Source organism: Herbaspirillum sp. GW103 (assembly GCF_000261365.1).
GTDB lineage: Bacteria > Pseudomonadota > Gammaproteobacteria > Burkholderiales > Burkholderiaceae_D > Herbaspirillum.
In genome coordinates, this window is sequence record NZ_AJVC01000003.1 from 1,920,748 (window position 1) to 1,937,857 (window position 17,110).

General features: G+C 63.6%; 15 protein-coding genes and 1 pseudogene. 6 read left to right on the forward strand and 10 right to left on the reverse strand.

Annotated elements, in window-relative coordinates; all coding sequences use genetic code 11:
* The first annotated feature begins 106 nt into the window (after positions 1-106).
* The 4 genes from GWL_RS12150 to GWL_RS12165 all read left to right on the forward strand — a co-directional run bounded on the left by GWL_RS12150 (position 107) and on the right by GWL_RS12165 (position 3,367).
* Positions 107-841: an ABC transporter ATP-binding protein gene (locus GWL_RS12150; RefSeq protein WP_008330423.1), complete on the forward strand. Its 735-nt coding sequence runs from the start codon at positions 107-109 to the stop codon at positions 839-841.
* The gene (locus tag GWL_RS12155; RefSeq protein WP_008330430.1) at positions 838-2,106 is read left to right on the forward strand and encodes an FtsX-like permease family protein; all 1,269 of its coding nucleotides are present in this window, start codon (positions 838-840) and stop codon (positions 2,104-2,106) included. The genes GWL_RS12150 and GWL_RS12155 overlap by 4 nt, the downstream gene beginning before the upstream one ends.
* Positions 2,107-2,121: 15 nt before the next feature.
* Complete coding sequence (locus GWL_RS12160) at positions 2,122-2,892, forward strand: DUF3299 domain-containing protein (protein WP_008330431.1); 771 nt, start codon at positions 2,122-2,124, stop codon at positions 2,890-2,892.
* A gap of 217 nt (positions 2,893-3,109) precedes the next feature.
* Entirely contained in the window at positions 3,110-3,367 is a 258-nt protein-coding gene (locus GWL_RS12165) for a hypothetical protein (protein WP_034350486.1), read from the forward strand.
* Positions 3,368-4,396: 1,029 nt separating this feature from the next.
* On the opposite strand, the gene GWL_RS12175 is transcribed toward GWL_RS12165, so the two are convergent.
* The 9 genes from GWL_RS12175 to GWL_RS12215 all read right to left on the reverse strand — a co-directional run bounded on the left by GWL_RS12175 (position 4,397) and on the right by GWL_RS12215 (position 14,105).
* On the reverse strand, positions 4,397-5,065 hold the full coding sequence (locus GWL_RS12175) for a DUF2026 family protein (protein ID WP_034350488.1): 669 nt from the start codon (positions 5,063-5,065) through the stop codon (positions 4,397-4,399).
* A 299-nt stretch (positions 5,066-5,364) separates the two neighbouring features.
* On the reverse strand, positions 5,365-5,676 hold the full coding sequence (locus GWL_RS12180) for a hypothetical protein (protein WP_008330434.1): 312 nt from the start codon (positions 5,674-5,676) through the stop codon (positions 5,365-5,367).
* 437 nt (positions 5,677-6,113) lie between these two features.
* Positions 6,114-7,313 carry a M20 aminoacylase family protein gene (locus GWL_RS12185; RefSeq protein WP_008330435.1) on the reverse strand — a complete coding sequence of 400 codons (1,200 nt, stop codon included), beginning with the start codon at positions 7,311-7,313 and terminating at the stop codon, positions 6,114-6,116.
* Positions 7,310-8,731, reverse strand: a complete 1,422-nt coding sequence (locus tag GWL_RS12190) for a M20 family metallopeptidase (protein ID WP_008330437.1) — start codon at positions 8,729-8,731, stop codon at positions 7,310-7,312. The genes GWL_RS12185 and GWL_RS12190 overlap by 4 nt, the downstream gene beginning before the upstream one ends.
* Before the next feature lie 39 nt (positions 8,732-8,770).
* The gene (locus tag GWL_RS12195) at positions 8,771-9,616 is read right to left on the reverse strand and encodes an ATP-binding cassette domain-containing protein (RefSeq protein ID WP_008330445.1); all 846 of its coding nucleotides are present in this window, start codon (positions 9,614-9,616) and stop codon (positions 8,771-8,773) included.
* The gene (locus tag GWL_RS12200; protein ID WP_008330451.1) at positions 9,613-10,617 is read right to left on the reverse strand and encodes an ABC transporter ATP-binding protein; all 1,005 of its coding nucleotides are present in this window, start codon (positions 10,615-10,617) and stop codon (positions 9,613-9,615) included. The genes GWL_RS12195 and GWL_RS12200 overlap by 4 nt, the downstream gene beginning before the upstream one ends.
* 22 nt (positions 10,618-10,639) lie before the next feature.
* The gene (locus tag GWL_RS12205) at positions 10,640-11,560 is read right to left on the reverse strand and encodes an ABC transporter permease (RefSeq protein WP_008330453.1); all 921 of its coding nucleotides are present in this window, start codon (positions 11,558-11,560) and stop codon (positions 10,640-10,642) included.
* Between the two features lie 17 nt (positions 11,561-11,577).
* Positions 11,578-12,495, reverse strand: a complete 918-nt coding sequence (locus tag GWL_RS12210; RefSeq protein WP_008330456.1) for an ABC transporter permease — start codon at positions 12,493-12,495, stop codon at positions 11,578-11,580.
* A 71-nt stretch (positions 12,496-12,566) separates the two neighbouring features.
* On the reverse strand, positions 12,567-14,105 hold the full coding sequence (locus GWL_RS12215; RefSeq protein WP_008330458.1) for an ABC transporter substrate-binding protein: 1,539 nt from the start codon (positions 14,103-14,105) through the stop codon (positions 12,567-12,569).
* A gap of 380 nt (positions 14,106-14,485) precedes the next feature.
* Between GWL_RS12215 and GWL_RS12220 the strand changes: the two genes are divergently transcribed.
* The gene (locus tag GWL_RS12220) at positions 14,486-15,397 is read left to right on the forward strand and encodes a LysR family transcriptional regulator (RefSeq protein WP_008330474.1); all 912 of its coding nucleotides are present in this window, start codon (positions 14,486-14,488) and stop codon (positions 15,395-15,397) included.
* Between the two features lie 198 nt (positions 15,398-15,595).
* On the opposite strand, the gene GWL_RS12225 is transcribed toward GWL_RS12220, so the two are convergent.
* Complete coding sequence (locus GWL_RS12225; protein WP_237713554.1) at positions 15,596-16,639, reverse strand: autotransporter domain-containing protein; 1,044 nt, start codon at positions 16,637-16,639, stop codon at positions 15,596-15,598.
* Positions 16,640-16,809: 170 nt separating this feature from the next.
* Here GWL_RS12225 and GWL_RS12230 point away from each other — a divergent pair.
* Positions 16,810-17,110: pseudogene (locus tag GWL_RS12230) on the forward strand (hypothetical protein); the annotation flags it as partial.

Sequence of the window (17,110 nt, forward strand, 5' to 3'; positions counted from 1 at the left end):
CGGGGCCGGTTCCCCGGCGCGCCAGTCAGGCCACTGACAGGCACCGGCGCTATGATCGGCGGTAAAGTCACGTCCTGGCGCTTCTGCGATTTTCCTTCATGTTGTCATGACTATTCCTGAACGTTCTTCCCCGGTCGCCGCGATTGCCATGCGCGACCTGCGCTTTACCTGGCCCGGCCAGGCGCATCCGGCGCTGGTGTTGCCGCATTTCCAGGTGGCGCCTGGTGAACATGTCTTCGTCAGCGGCCCCAGCGGCAGCGGCAAGAGCACCCTGCTGGCGGCCATCGGCGGCATCATCGTGCCCCAGGCCGGCACCGTGGAAGCGTTGGGGCAGCCCTTCCATACGCTGTCGGCGGCACAGCGCGACCGCTTCCGGGTGGATCACATCGGATTCATCTTCCAGCAGTTCAACCTGTTGCCTTATCTTTCCATCCTCGACAACGTGCTGCTGCCCTGCCAGTTCTCGGCCTACCGCAAGGCGCGCGCCGCGCAGCAGGGCGCCGATCTCAAGAGCGTGGCGCAATCCCTGCTGAGCGCGCTGGACCTGGCGCCGTCGCTGTGGTCGCGTCCCGTGACGCAACTGTCCATCGGCCAGCAACAGCGGGTAGCGGCGGCGCGCTCGCTGATCGGCCGGCCGGAGATCATCGTTGCCGACGAGCCGACCTCGGCCCTGGACAGCGACCGCCAGCAAGCCTTCCTCGACCTGCTGCAGCGCGAGTGCGCACAAAGCGGCGCGGCGCTGGTCTTCGTCAGCCACGACCAGCGCCTGGCCGTACGTTTCGAGCGCCGCATCGCACTGGAACAGCTCAACGAGGCTGCCCGTCCCGAGGAGGCCGCATGAAGCTGCTCCTGCGCCTGGCCGCGCACAGCGCCTGGAACCGGCGGTTCACGCTGGGCCTGATGCTGCTGGCCATTGCCCTGTCCACCACCATGCTGCTGGGCATCGAACGGGTACGCCATGAAGTGCGGGCCGGATTCTCGCAATCGGTATCCGGTACCGACCTGGTAGTCGGCGCCCGCACCAGTCCGATCCAGCTGATGCTGTACGCCATCTTCCGCATCGGCGGTGCCACCAACAACATGGGCTGGGACAGTGCCCAGACCCTGGCCCGCAATCCGGCGGTGGCCTGGACCATCCCGATCTCGCTGGGCGATTCGCACCGTGGCTTCCCGGTACTGGCCACCAATGGCGATTACTTCACGCATTTCCGTTATGGCAGCGGTCAATCCCTGGTGCTGGCCAAGGGACGGCCCTTTACCGGCGTCTTCGATGCCGTGCTGGGGGCCGATGTGGCCGAGAAACTGCACTATCACCTGGGCGACGTCATCATCCTGGCCCACGGCATGGGCGGCATGGGCCTGACCCAGCACGCCGACAAACCCTTCAAGGTGGTAGGCATCCTGGCGCGCACCGGCACCCCGGTGGACCGCACGGTGCATATCGGCCTGGACGGCATGCAGGCCATCCACCTCGACTGGGAAGGGGGCGCGCCCTTGCCGGGTGTGCATATCCCGGCCGAATTCGTGAAGAAATTCGACCTCACCCCGACCAGCATCACCGCCGTACTGGTGGGCCTGAAGAGCCGCGCGCGGGTCTTCGCCGTGCAGCGCGCCATTGCCGACGGCGACGGCTTCAAGGAGCCCCTCATGGCCGTGCTGCCGGGGGTGGCGCTGGACCAGCTCTGGGACGTGGTCGGCATCGGCGAGAATGCCTTGCTGGTGGTTTCGGGCATGGTGGTAGTGGTCGGCCTGGCGGGGCTGGTGGCAGCGATCCTGGCCAGCCTGGGCGAGCGGCGGCGTGAGCTGGCCATCCTGCGCTCGGTCGGGGCGCGTCCGCTGGACGTGTTGTGGCTGCTCTGCGTGGAGGGCCTGGGCGTGATGCTGTGCGGCGTGCTGGCAGGCCTGTTGCTGCTGAGCGGTCTGATCTGGGTGCTCGGGCCGATGCTGGCCGAGCAGTTCGGCATCGCCCTGCGACCGGCATGGCCGGCGGCCGGCGAATTACAATTGCTGCTCTGGACCGTGCTGGCCGGACTGGTGGCCAGCCTCTTGCCGGCCTGGCGGGCCTATCGCCTGAGCCTGTCGGACGGCCTGACCCCAAGAATCTGATCTGGAAGCACTGACATGAAGACTCTTTACTGGATGGGCGGCATCGTCGCCGCCGGCCTGCTGGTGGGCAGCGGTGTGCGCCTGCTGGCGCATGACGATGCGCGGGCGGCGCCGGCACCGGCCTCTGCCGGAGCATCCGCCACCGTCGCCGGTGGCCCGCTGGCAGGTGCCGTCCCGGCCGTGACTGCGCGCGCCGACAGTGGCAGCACCGTCGCCGGCGTAAGCGACGCCGCCAGCGGCCAATACAAGGTCGGTGATCACCTGCAGCAAAGCGCGGCCGTCACCGAAAAGCCCTATCAGGCCTCGGGCAAGATGGTCAACGGCTTCCAGGAGATCGCCTGGGAATCGCTCATCCCCAAGAACTGGGACCCGATGGCGCCCTTCAAGGGCCTGAAGCTGGACCAGATGACCGATGATGACCCGCGCGCCGATGCCGCGCTCTGGAAGGCCAAGAAATACTGGAAGGAGGCGCCCGTCGATCCATCCATGGAAGGCAAGCCGGTGCGCCTGCCCGGCTTCGTGGTCTCGCTGGACCGCGAAGGCGAGGCGCTCAAGGAATTCCTGCTGGTCCCCTACTTCGGCGCCTGCATCCACGTGCCGCCACCGCCGGCCAACCAGATCATTCACGTCAGGAGCGTCAAGGCCGTCAAGAACGTGCGCACCATGGATGCGGTATGGATCAGCGGCGTGCTCAAGGTAGAGCGCTCGGATTCGTCCATGGGCGCCTCCAGCTACAGCATGAAGGCCGTCAGCGTCGAACCCTACAGCGCCCCCGACCAGGGCTGACGACCACACGGCGGCGTGCTCTGCTGCGCCGCCGCTTATCCCCAGTTTCCCCCAGTTGTCCCAGCCTGTTTCCAAGACCTGCCGCAGGCAGGTCTTATCCACATTTTACGGGGGCAAGCTTGTGGACAAGGCTTTGACAAGCCACCCAAACCCTTGATTCTTCTACATTTTTCGACTCCGCTTCGGCAACGCGCAGAGTTGGGGCAGGCCGACTGCGATGAGGCTCGTCTCTGCATCGCGTCTGGCAACTTGCCCGGATATCCACATTTTTTGGGTGCAAGCCTGTGGAGAAGCACTGGGCAAGTCGGACAAGGCATTGATTGCAAAGGACTTTCCGCTGCCGCAGCAAGGCGCGGCAAAAAGGGGACAGGCAGACACCCGGGAACGCCGCCTCAGGAGCAGCGACGATATCCACATTTTCTGGTGGCAAGCTTGTGGAGAAGCCCTTGACAAGCCCATCAAGCCATTGATTTGAAACAACTTTTCAATATCGCAACAGAGTGAGGCAAGCAGCCCCCAAACCTGGCACCTCCCCCCTTCGGACACGGGCCACGGAACATTTCGGCAGGATATCCACACTTTTTGGGAGCAAGCCTGTGGACAAGCACTTGAAAAGCCAGACAAGCCTTTGATTACAAAGGAAATTCACGCTCAGATGCAAAGTCGTGCACTTTGTTGGCGGGCCGGGCGGTCCGCCGCAAAGCCGCGCCCAGACTGGCCGAGCGCGGCGATATCCACATTTTTTGGTGGCAAGCCTGTGGAAAAGGCCTGGACAAGCCACTCAAGCCATTGATTCCAAACGATTTTATGTGAAGTAACAAGACGCAGGCAGGGCCCGGGATCATGCCTGCCTGGCCCGGATATCCACATATTCTGGTGGCAAGCCTGTGGAAAAGCGCTGGGTAAGCCATCCAAGTAATTGATTGCAAAGGGAATTCATCACCAGAGCAGCCGATGGGCAAGCGCCGTGCAAGGGAGGACGGAACGGAGGAAAAGCGATGGGCAGACTCCAGTCATGGAGCCTGCCCGGAAGGGAGGGACGCACCCCGCGCCGCGCACCGGCAAGCATGCACTTGCCGGGAAGGGAGGACCGCGACTTCCATCACGTGTGCGACCTGCCGGGTTACGACGCCACTGTCCGGCCTGGGCGTGAAGCATGAAGCAAGGAGAAACTGGCTGATCCGAAGAAAAAAACCTGCGATGCGCTCGCATCGCAGGCAACAACATCTGCACGGAGTCAGAGGAGACAGGCGCAAGTCTAGTGGCCGCGTATGACCTCCCCATGACAGTGCACAGGGAGATGAAGAAAAAGGACGAAGAGAAGAAAAACGGAAAACGGAAATGTCACGAAGCCGTCATAACGACGAACTATAGTGCGAAGCTTAGTGCGGTACATGCAACCGATATGTATGACCGCATGGTGTGTTGGACATCTGTCCAGCACACCCTCCTTTCGGAGGCGTCCGCCTCCATGACATTTCCCTCAAGAACTGGCTGAACGGTCTTACCAGACCCCATCAATGGCGGTGGCTTGCAACTTGATGCGCGAGACTTCGCCATCACTGCCTTGCAGGGCCAGGTCGTCCGGCATCGCCTTGGGCGGCTTGCGGAACCATTCCAGGCACAGTTGCGAGAGATTGGTGAGGGCCTTCTTGGCCATGAACTGCTGCAGCAGTTCACGCGTGAGTTCGAGATTGGAGGCCAGGAAGAAATCCCCCGGCCGGACCAGCGCCTGCACGCCCGCGCTCATGCGCTGCAAGTCCTTCTGGAACATCTGGCGCGGCACCGGCAGCGGATGGCCGGCCGAGACCAGCAATTCCTGGAACAGCGGCGCCATGAAGTCCAGCACATAGCCGTCGCATTGCACCCAGGCATGGAAGGCGTCCTGATGGCTGGCCACGCTCTGGCCGTCTTCGCCCAGGGTGCCGAAGGACAGCGCACCACCGCCGTCTTCACGAATCAGGTAGAAGGCAGCGCCGGCCACGGGGAAGGCGTTGCGCTTGTAGAACTTCTTGAGGATCTGGGCGGCAGTGACGGAAAAGAAGAAGCTGGCGGCCGGGATATCGGCTTCCACGCTGTGCAGGACGGAATGGATGACGCGGAAGATACGTTGATAATCGGCCAGGGGAATCAATGGGCGCAAATTCTGCGCGGAGGAATGTGAGCTTTGCATGGGCGCTATTTTCTCATGGAAAAGAACGGGCAAGCCGCTAAGCCGCTTCACGGGAATGCCGGACTGCGCAGTCCCGATGCGTGACGCGCTTTGGAACAAAAGCGGTTTCACGACTTGCCGTTCCACCCTCAAGAGATCTTTGCTGCTCAAACTCTGCTGCTACTGCTACTGCTACTGCTACTGCTACTGCTACTGCTACTGCGATGCCGGAAGAACTACCCCTAGTCCCTGCAGCGGCACGACTTCACTTCCCCCACCCCACTACTTCACTTCCCCCCACCATCCCTCACCCCGGGCATTCAATCCTGCTTCTTCGGCTCCTGCATGAAACAGGTGCAATCGACATCGTGATACTGTGCGCAATGCTGCAGTGACGGGCGGGTCAGGCCGTTGTTGAACAGCGAACGGTCTTCCGCATCCACCGTCACGTAGCGCAGGGCCGAGGCCATCACCTGCTGGTCGCGCTGGTCGACGTCGTCCAGCGACACTTCCAGCCGGCCCCATTCCTTGTCGGTCTTGACGAAGAGGTACATCAGGACGGTACAGAAGACCAGATAGCTGATGAACATGAGGGTGATTTCACCCGGTACGGGTTCGGTAACGAAGGACATGGCTGGCTCCAATGGCAAGATACTTCGGCAAGGTCTTGCGTGCCAGTCACGACCCCACCGTGATGTCGGGAGTCCGGAGCACAGACCGTGTTTCATTGGTTCCCATGGTAGTGGCCCCGCTTGACTGCGAACATCGGGGAATTCCTGAGCCCGCAACGCCACTTGCCAGCTCGACAGCAGCCTGGGCTCGGGCTTTGTGGCGCATCAAGCTCTGCCATGCGCCGTGAAAGTTACGTGAATTTCAAGCCCGCGTGCTGCAGGGAAACAGCCTGAAAAAAAACCCGCCAGGCTTGCGCGCGGCGGGTTCAGACTCGAATTGTCCAAGTCCAAGGACGTCTGAGGAGACACCCCCAATGTACCGGGCCATGCTCCTGCTGAAAACGAAGCATTCGTCATGCGCTTATGCTGTTGACGCATAAGCCGCCCGACGCCCCCTCTCAGCCGGCCTTGACGGGCAGCCAGCGCTCCACCAGCCGGGTCCAGAAGGCGGCTCCCACCGGGATATTGGCATCATTGAAATCGTAACCGGCATTGTGCAGCATCGGCCGTCCCTGCCCGTTGCCCACGCGCAAGAAGCAGCCGGGCCGCTGCTGCAGGAAGTAGGCGAAGTCTTCGCTGCCGGCAATCGGACCGAAGGGGGCGATCACCTTGTCGGCACCCACCAGTTCCTCGGCCACGCCGCGGGCAAACTCGGTCTCGGCCTCGCTGTTGACCAGCACCGGATAGCCGCGCAGATACTCGATCTCGGCACCGGCACCATAGCTTTCGGCATGCAGGGCCACCAGCGCGCGAATGCGCTCTTCCAGCAACGCGCGTACCTCGGGCTTGAAGGAGCGCACGCTCAACTCCAGCGTGGCGAATTCCGGAATCACGTTGGACGCCTTGCCCGCATGCAGGCTGCCCACCGTCACCACTGCGGTCTCCATGGGATCGACATTGCGCGAGACCACCGTCTGCAAGGCCATCACCAGGCTGGCGGCGGCCACCACCGGATCGACCGACAGGTGCGGTCGCGCCGCATGGCTGCCGCGACCGGCGATGCGGATCTTGACGGTATCGCAGGCCGCCATGAAGGGGCCGCTCCTGAACATGAAGGTCCCCGCCTCTACCCCCGGGTGATTGTGGATGCCGAAGACGGCATCGCAGGGGAAGCGCTCGAAGAGACCATCGGCCAGCATCTTCTGCGCCCCGCTGTCAAAACCGGCTTCCTCGGCCGGCTGGAAGATCAGGTGCAGCGTGCCGTCGAAACGGCGCGTGCGCGCCAGGTGCTTGGCCGCGCCCAGCAACATCGCCGTATGGCCATCGTGGCCGCAGGCGTGCATGGCACCGGGCTTGACGCTGGACCAGGCCAGGCCGGTTTCCTCGTGGATGGGCAAGGCATCCATGTCGGCGCGCAGGCCGATGCTGCGCGCACTGCTGCCGGCCCGCAGCGTGGCGACCAGGCCATTGCCGCCGATATGGCGGGTGACCGCGTAGCCCCATTCCTGCAGGCGCGCCGCTACCAGGGCAGCGGTATCGACTTCCTCGAAGGACAGTTCGGGATGCTGGTGCAGGTGGCGGCGGATGCCGGTGATTTCCTCGTGGATGTCATGCAGGTCGGCGACCTCGCAGAGGTCCTGCTCGTGGGGGTGACTCATCGTTTCTCCGTGGGGGATGTGCGTCGTGCCAGCACTTCGCGGCCCTGCTCGGCCAGGTCCCAGAACAGGCCCGCCATCAGTTGCAGCGACTCGCGCGACACGCTGGCCAGTATATGCTCGTTGGGCGCATGCTGTGAGCAGGCCGGATAGGAGTGCGGCACCCACAGCGTGGGCAGGCCCAGGGTTTCGGAGAAGACGTCATTGGGCAGCGAGCCGCCCAGGTTGGGCAGCAGCGTGGGCGTCTTGCCGGTGCTCTCCTGCAGCGAGGCCAGGCCCCAGCGTACCCATTCATCGTCCGGATCGAGCCGGGTGGCGGCGAACTGCACGCCCGACAGCGCCACCTGCACATCGTCATAACCATGTTCATCCAGATGCGCGCGGATGTGTTCGATGAAATGCGCATCATCACTGCCGACCACGAAGCGAATCTGGCAATGCGCAGTGGCGCGTCCGGGAATGGCATTGACCGGGGCTTCCGGATTGCCGGTCTTGAAGGCCAGCACTTCCAGCGTGTTCCAGCCGAAGACACGTTCGGCCGGGGTCAGATCGGGCTCGCCCCAGTCGGGATCGATCTCGGGATCGGTCGGACCGCCGCCCACCTTGACGCTGGCCAGCGCCTTGCGCACGCTCTGCGGCAGCGCCTCCGGCAGCAGCGCGGGGACGCGGATGGCGCCACGCTCGTCGACCAGGCAGGCAATCGCATTGGCCAGACGCACGCCGGGGTTGCGCAGCAGGCCGCCCCAGTTGCCCGAGTGGTGGCCACCATCACGCAGATGGCAGGTCAGGTCGAAATTGCAGCCACCGCGCGAACCCAGGAACATGGTCGGGGTAGGCGCATTCACCCGCGGACCATCGGAGGCGATGAAGAGATCGGCCTTCAGGCGTTGCGCATGCTGGCGGCAGACTTCGTTGAGACCGGGCGAACCGGTCTCCTCGCCCATCTCCAGGATCAGCTTGACGTTGTAGCCCAACTGCCCGCCGCGCACCTTCATGACTTCTTCCAGCGCCGCCAGGTTGATGGTGTGCTGGGCCTTGTTGTCGGCGATGCCGCGCCCGTACCAGCGCTCGCCTTCGACCACGATCTCCCAGGGCGAGAGACCGGCACGCCACTGATTGTCATAGCCGCGCACCACATCGCCGTGGCCGTAGGTGAGCAAGGTGAAAGCCGCCCCCTCCTCGACGCGCTCGGCGATCAGGAAGGGGCTGCCGCCAGGCAGCGGATTGTCGATCACCTCGCAGACAAAGCCCAGTGTCTGCAGAGAAGGCATGATCTCCTGCTGCAGATAGTCGTAGAGGATGGGCAGGCTGGCCGCTTCCTGGCTTTCGGTACGGATGGCTACGCGGCGCTTCAGGGTTTCCATGAAACGGCCGTCGTCGAAATAAGCCTGTACGCCGGCAATGGCTTGTGCTCTGCTCATGCTGCTGCTCCTTGGTTTTTTTCAGATTCGTTCATGTTCTCAAGCGGCTGCCGCCAGGGCCGGAATGCCCAGGCCCGGATCGGGCGTGAGCGCCGAGGCCAGCAGCATGCGGGTATAGGGATGCTGGGGATCGCTGAAGAGTTGTTCACGTGAGGCCAATTCCACGATGCTGCCCTTGTTCATCACGGCGACCCGGTCCACCAGATGCTCCACCACACCGAGGTCGTGGCTGATGAAGAGATACGTCAGGCCGAATTCGGCCTTGAGGTCCAGCAGCAGGTTGAGAATCTGCGCCTGCACCGACACATCCAGCGCCGAGGTCGGTTCATCGCAGATGAGGATGTCGGGCCGCAGGATCAGTGCCCGCGCAATCGCCACCCGCTGGCGCTGACCGCCGGAGAGCTGGTTGGGATACTGCGTGTGGGTGCGTTCGGGCATGCCGACCAGATCGAGGATCTGCCTGACCTGGCGGCTGCGCTCGGCGGCACTGCCGATGCCGTGCAGCTTGAGCGGCAGGCCGACGATCTCGCCCACGGTCTTGCGCGGATTGAGCGAGGAATACGGGTCCTGGAAGATCGGCTGGATATGCCGCGCATGCTGGCGGCGCTCGGTCGGATCGACTTCCTGGCCGTTGATGAGCACATTGCCCGAGGTCGGTGCCAGCAGGCCCAGCAGCATCTTGGCCAGGGTGCTCTTGCCGCAGCCGGATTCGCCGACGAGACCGAGGGTTTCGCCACGATACAGACGCAGCGAAACGTCATCGACCGCCTTCAGTTGACCCGGTGCCTGGAACAAGCCGCGCTTGAGCGGATACACCTTGGTCAGCGCGCACAATTCGAGCGCGATATCGTCCAGCGGCGGCTGGGGATTCAGAGAGGCACTCATGCCGCCACCTCCAGTGCCGACACCGGCACATCGAGCTTGAAGCAGCGTGCCTCATGCGACAAACCGGGACTGCCCTGCTGCACCATCGGCGGGTCCTGTTCGCAGCCGCTGTCGGCCAGGGTGCAGCGATTGCGGAAGGCACAGCCGCTGACCTGCCCGACCAGGCTGGGCACCACCCCGGGAATGGCTTGCAGCCGGCTGCCCGGCAAGGTCTTGCCGCGCACCGGAATGCAGTTGAGCAAGCCGCGCGTGTAGGGATGGCGCGGCTGTGCAAAGAGTTGCGCCACACCGCTGGTCTCCACCACCTGCCCCGCATACATCACCGCAACCCGGTCGGCGATGCGCGAGACCACGCCGAGGTCATGCGTGATGAAGATGACGGCGGTGCCGAACTCCTGCTGCAGCTCGCGGATCATGCGCAGGATCTGCGCCTGGATGGTGACATCCAGTGCGGTGGTGGGTTCGTCGGCGATGATGAGGTCGGGACTGCACATGAGCGACATGGCGATCATCACGCGCTGGCGCAGGCCGCCCGAGAGCTGGTGCGGATACTGGCGCAGGCGGTCTTCGGCGTTGCCGATGCCGGTCCGGTGCAGCAGGTAGAGTGCCCGCTCGCGCGCCTCGGCGCGCGTCACGCCGGGCTGCTGCAACATCGCCTCGCACAGCTGGTTGCCCAGCGTATAGGCGGGATTGAGCGAGGTCATCGGCTCCTGGAAGATCATCGCCATGCGCTTGCCGCGCAACTGCATGCGCTGCCGTTCGCTCATGCCATTGAGGTCGGCACCATCGAAGAGGATGTGGTCGGCGCTGCATTGCGCCTTGCGCGGCAGCAGACCCATCAGGGCCAGCGAGGTCATGGACTTGCCGCAGCCGGACTCGCCGACCAGGCACAGCATCTCGCCACGGCTGACCTGGAAATCGATGCCGCGCACGGCATGCAGCATGCCGTTCTCGGTGGGCAGGTCCACCTTCAGGTTCTTCACGTCCAGCAATACACTCATGGGGTTCTCCTTGCGTGACGGATCAGTTGCGGCCATCGGGTGCGTTGACATCTCGCAGGCCATCGCCGACCAGATTGATTGCCAGCACCAGCAGCGCCAGCGCCACACCTGGAATGACGATCACCCAGGGCTTGAAGAACATGTAGGTCTTGCCCTCGGCCACCATCAGGCCCCACGAGGGCGTGGGCGGCTGCACGCCCAGTCCCAGGAAGGACAGCGTGGCCTCCAGCAGGATGGCGTGGGCCATTTCGAGGGTGGCGACCACGATGAGCGCCCCCATGATGTTGGGCAGGATCTCGCGCACCAGGATGTAGGGTGTGGAGGCACCGATGGCCTTGGCTGCCGCGATGAATTCGGCGTCGCGCAACTGCTGTGTGGCCGAGCGCGTCACCACCGCGAAACGATCCCACAGCAGCAGCCCCAGCAGCACGATCACCACCTTGAGGGAACCGCCCACCAGCGAGGCCATGGCCAATGCCACCAGCACCACCGGCATGGCCAGCCGCGTGGTGATGAGATAGCTGATGACGGCATCGGTGCGTCCGCCGAAGTAGCCTGCCAGCACGCCCAGCGTCGTGCCGATCAGCCCCGAGATCAGGGCCGCGGCAATGCCGATGGTCAGTGACACGCGCGCACCGAAGATCAGGCGCGAGAGATAGTCGCGGCCCAGCTTGTCGGTGCCGAGGATGTGTTCCCAACTGCCCTGGGCCTGCCACACCGGCGGGATCAGGCGCGCGGTGACGTCCTGGTCGAAGGGATCGTGCGGCGCCAGCAACGGCGCAAAGATTGCCGCCAGCACGATCAGCGCCAGCACCAGTGCGCCCAGCATGAGGCCGCGATGGCCCAGCAGGCGGCGCAGCTTGCGGCGCCATGCGGGCAAGGGCGGCAAGGTGGTCGTGAGCATGGGGGTGACGGGCAAGGTAGAGGAGGTGGTTGCGCTCATGGGGTCTCCTGGCAGGATCAGCGGGTACGGATGCGCGGGTCCAGCAGCGCATTGATGACATCGGCCAGGAAGGTCAGCCCGATGTAGAACATGGCGATGATCAGCACGACCGCCTGCACCACCGGATAGTCGTTGCGCGAGATGGCATCCCACGCCAGCTGTCCCAGGCCCTGCATCGAGTAGACCGATTCGATGACCACCGAGCCGCCCAGCATGAAGCCCAGCTCCACGGCCGCCAGCGCCACCACCGGAATGACGGCGTTGCGCAGTGCATGCTTGAACACCACCCGCGCCCGGGAGAGTCCCTTGGCGCGCGCCGTGCGGATGTAGTCCGATCCCAGCACTTCGAGCATGCCCGAACGCGTGAGCCGCATCATGGCCGGCATGGCGTAATAGCCCAGGGCCACGGCGGGCAGGACGAAGTGCTGCCAGCTGTCGTTGCCGGCCACCGGCAGCCAGTGCAGGGTCACGGCGAAGATCAGGATCAAGGTCAGCCCGAACCAGAAACTGGGCATGGCCTGGCCAACCACGGCGATGAGCAGCGCGGCGCGATCCAGCCAGGTATCCCGATAGAGCGCAGCCAGCACCCCTAGCGGAATGGCGGTCAGGATGGCCAGCAGCAAGGCGCTGCCACCGAGCTTGAAGGTGATGGGCAGGCGTTCGGAAATCATTTCCATCACCGGCCCCTGGAAGTAGAAGGACTTGCCGAAATCGAGCTGCACGGCACGTCCCAGCCAGTCGAAGTATTGCGTGGTCAGCGGACGGTCCAGACCGAACTGGGTGCGCACCGACTCGACCTGGGCGGCGGTGGCTTCCGGCCCGGCGATGGAGACCGCCAGGTCACCCGAAAGATGCAGCAGCGTGAAGCTGACGACGGACACCGTCAGGGCCACGCACAAGGCGATGGCCAGGCGGCGCAGGAGGTAGATCAACATGGCGGTCCTTCCTTGCGGAGACTGGGCGGACGATGTCAGGAACGGCGCACGCAGAGCGTGCGCCACCGGGCTTACTTCCAGGAAGCTTCGTAGAAACGCGGCAACTCGTCCGGATAACCCTGGAACTTCAGCTGCGAATTGAAGGCATAGAAGGTCGAGTAGGAAAACATCGGCGCCACATACGCCTGTTTTGAGATCAGCTCCAGGGCCTTGCTGTAATTGGCCTTGCGCACCGCCGGATCGATCGAGGTATCGGCAACCTGAAGGAACTGCTGCAGTTGCGGATCCTTGGTGATGTCATCGGCGCCCCCCTTGAAGTAGACACCGGCAAAGGCCGAGGTATCGTTCATCGAGAACGAGCCCCAGGAATAGAAGCTCATGGGGGTCTTGCCGCCGCGGTATTCGGTCTGCAGGGCGGCGAACTTCATGTAATGCAGGCGGGCGCGGATGCCGACCTTGCGCAGGTCGCCGATGATGGCTTCGGCGATTTCGCGCTCGCGATAGGCATAGATGTCGGTATCAAAGCCGTTCGGATAGCCGGCTGCTGCCAGCAGTTCCTTGGCCTTGGCCGGGTTGTAGTCGTACTTGATGACGGCATTGCTGTCACAGCCGAACTGGGTACGGAAGCAGGCGGTGTAGACCGGCTGGCTGCCGCCACGCATCAGGTTGTCGGCATAGCCCTTGCGGTTGATGGCGTAATTGACCGCCTGGCGCACGCGCAGATCCTTGAAGGGTGAATTGGGCGCCGAGGTGCCGGTGGTATCCAAGGTGATGAAACCGACGCGCATGGTCTCGCCGCTTTGCACGGTCAGCTTGGGGTTGGTCTTGAGCGCATCGGCCTGGTCGGGCGGTACCCGCCAGATCCAGTCGATGGCACCGGTCATCAGTTGCGCGGCGCGGGTTTCCGGATCGGGAATGACCACGAACTTGATGTTGCCGATCGAAGGCTGGCCCTGCGGGCTGTCCTTGAAGTAGTTGGGGTTCTTGACCAGGGTCACGCCCTGCCCTGGCGTGACGCTGGTGACCTTGTAGGGACCGGTGCCGATGGGCGCCTTGGAGAAACCTTCCAGCCCGACCTTCTTGAAGTAGGCCGCCGGATAGATCGGCAGCGGACCGGCCAGGTATTCGAGCGCGGCGGGGAAAGGCCCCTTCAGGTTGATGCGGACCTGATAGTCGCCGAGCTTGTCGACGCTCTTGATCCAGTCGGTATTCTGCCGCGTGACCGCCTTGGATTCGGGCGAAACCACATAGTTGAAGGTGAACACCACATCGTCGGCGCTGAACTTGTCGCCGTTCTGGAATTGCACGCCCTGGCGCAGGTCCAGCACCAGCGCGGTGGGCGATTCCCATTTCCAGGAGGTCGCCAGTTGCGGCTTGTACTCGTTGGTCTTGGGATCGCGATAGATCAGCGTATCCCAGATCAGGTGTGCCAGGATCACGCCTTCGCGCAGGTTGTTGTGATACTGGCTGATGTTCTCGACTTCACTGTCGGAGGCATAGACCAGAGTGTCATTGGCCTTGTTGGCATGCGCAACCGAAGCGCCCAACGCCCCCGCCACCAGTACCGCGCAGCGCGACCAAGCCAAGAGAGATGTGTGTAGTGCGTTCATTCCTGCCCCTTCGTTCGAATAAGACAAATTGGAACCCATTTCATCAATAGGCGAGCCTGCCTGTTGATGAAATGGGTTCAAGAAAAACCGCGACATCGAGGGGCATACTAGGCTAGGATTTATCGATGCCACAATCATCAAATTTCTAAGCCTGCGTTGCCGATACCAGAACGCAAAAATGCTGCACCACAATGTGACCACCCTGGCAAAAGTCGCATCCCTGCTGGGTCGCGGGGCGTGGAGCAGGTGCAGCATCGCGGTGCGCCGGGATACTGGCGGTGCTGCACCAAAGGCGTGAAGCACGCACCAAATAAAGCGGGAAATTATTTGCCGGGGCCAGGGCCCTGGTCAGATCTGGTCAGACTGGAAGGAATCTCGGGATGAAATCACAGCAACTGCAAGACACTGCCTTGCGCTACTTCCTGGAAGTGGTGCGATGCGGTTCCATCAGCGAAGCATCGCAGCGTCTGAACGTGGCCAGCTCGGCCATCAGCCGCCAGATCAGCAGTCTTGAGGAAACGCTGGACACGATTTTGTTTGAGCGGCGTCCGCGCGGGATGGTGCTGTCGGCGGGCGGCGAGATGTTGGCTGCGCACGCGCGCAAGATGGCGCTGGAAGCCGACCGCGTGGTCGCCGACTTGCAGGCCTTGAAAGGCTTGCGCAGTGGACGCGTGCGGCTGTCGGCCTCGGAGGGTTTTGCGATCGATTTCCTGCCGCGGCTGATCAACGCCTTCCAGCAGCACTATCCGGGCTTCGTGTTCCAGCTGTTCGTGGGGGCGCCGGCGGTGGTGTCGCGCCAGGTCCGCGAGGGCAATGCCGATATCGGGCTGACCTTCGCACGTCTGCCGGAACCGGAAATCAAGGTGGTGCACCGCCAGCCCGGCCCGATTGCTCTGGTGATGCGCAACGAGCATCCGCTGGCGCGTTTCCGCCAGGTCTCGCTGGGCCAGCTCAAACCCTATCCCCTGGCTCTGCCCGACCCGACCACGACGCTGCGCCAGTTGTTCGACATCGCCTGCAGCCGTCAGCAGGTGGTGATCGAACCGGTCATGACCAGCAACTATATCCAGTCGCTGCACAACTATGTGCTGGACAACGATGCGCTCTCCATCACCGGCGACGTCACCGTGCGCTACCGCATCGAGCGCGGCGAGCTGACCATGCGACCGATCCGCGATTGCCCGGCCGACGGCCGTTTCGTGGAAGTGCAGACACTGGCAGGACGGACCTTGCCGCGCAGCGTGGAGATCTTCCTCGATTATCTGGTGGCTGAACTGAGCAAGGATTTGTGAGCGCTTGTCGCGGGCATCCAGCTCATCCCGTTTGATGTCATGCCGAACAAACGGACGCTGCCGGCCCATGCGGATCAGTACCCGGCCCGGTTCCGTCGGCGGCACACCGAGTCCTGCAAACGCCAAGCGGCCGCTACAAGTGCGGCCGCTTGGCGGGTTTCAAAGTGTCAGGGTTTCAGCGTATCAGTGCATGGATCATCAGAAACGCCAGCCTGCCTTGACTGCTGCAGACTTGTTGATGAAACCGCTGCGCCCTTCGGCATCGATGCGCAGAGAGATCTCTGCCGACTTCGGCAGCTTGAAGCGATAGCTCACGCCGCCCTTCAACAGCCAGGGTGAGTGCGCGGGGCCGGGCGTGGTGAAGGCCTGGCCGGGTGCCCCCGCGTAGGTGGCCACCAGATCGTCACGACCGTTGATGACATCGTAGCTGACCCCGAGGTAGCTGCTGATCTGCGACGATGACGTCAGGGTGTAGTTCAGTCGTGCACTGGTACCGAGCAAGAGTGCTTCGCTGCGCTTGCCCTGTACCGACAGGTTCAGCGCCCCTGCCCCGCTCTCGGCGTAGGACGGGCTTTGCAGCCGCGTATAGTCGATCTGCAGGGCAGGTGCCAGACTCATTGCTTCACTCAAGGGCAGCGTGAATGATACGTTTGCGCCCAAATGCGCATGCCAGCTGTGATAGTGGCTGGTGGCGATGCGGTTGAGACCACCGAAGCGCATCTCGCGCGACAGACGATTGCCGTTGCGACCCAGATCAGCCTGCCAGGTCAGTGCCAGTTCGCCCAGCGGGACGTTGCCGTAGAGGGCCAACATATTGGACTCGGTACGACTGCGGCTGCCGGCACCGGTGATGGCGGTGTTGCCGCTGGCCCGGGTGCTGGCGTAGGCGTAAGACAGGCCGACGCGTCCGCGCTCCAGTTCCATTTCGGCGCCGGTGGCCATACCCCAGGTACTGGCGCTGAAACCGGGTTCACCGTTGCGGTCATCCTGGTTGGTGCGCGACTCGAAGGGCATGAGCCAGACCTGACGATCGCGAGCCGCCTCGCCCGAAGACAGCCCGCTGCCCAGACCGGCGCCACCGACATTGCCGGCCTCGTTGCGGGTAGCGATGACGCGATTGAGGGACGTCATGCTGCCCCGGATGGCGCTGGTACCGACATTGCTGGGCAAGGTCTGGCTAGCGGCGCGGCGCACGCTGCCAGCGTCAGGCAGCCGACCGAGCGCTGTGGCAACCTGTGCCATATCGCCACTGGACGGACGCAGGATCTGCTGGCCCAGCACCGGCGCAACCGGCGCTGCTGCAGCGGCGGCGAGGGTGATGGGTGATGGGCGGACGGCGGGCGCTGCTGGTGCTCCCTGTGCTCCCTGTGCTCCCTGTGCTCCCTGTGCTGCCGGAGCTGCCGGAGCTGCTGGTGCAACCGGTACTCGCTGTGCTGCTGGCGCTGCCTGTGCTCCCTGTGCTGCTGGTGGCTTCGGCATCACTGACGATGCAGGTGCGGCCGATGCCGCTGACGCACCCTGTGCCGCCGGTGATTCCTGTGTCGCTGACGACGCCGGTGCGGCCGATGCAGCTGATGCTGGTGCTGCCTGTGCTCCCTGTGCTGCTGGTGGTTTCGGCATCACTGACGATGCAGGTGCGGCCGATGCCGCTGACGCTCCCTGTGCCGCCGGTGATTCCTGTGTCGCTGACGTCGCCGGTGCGGCCGATGCAGC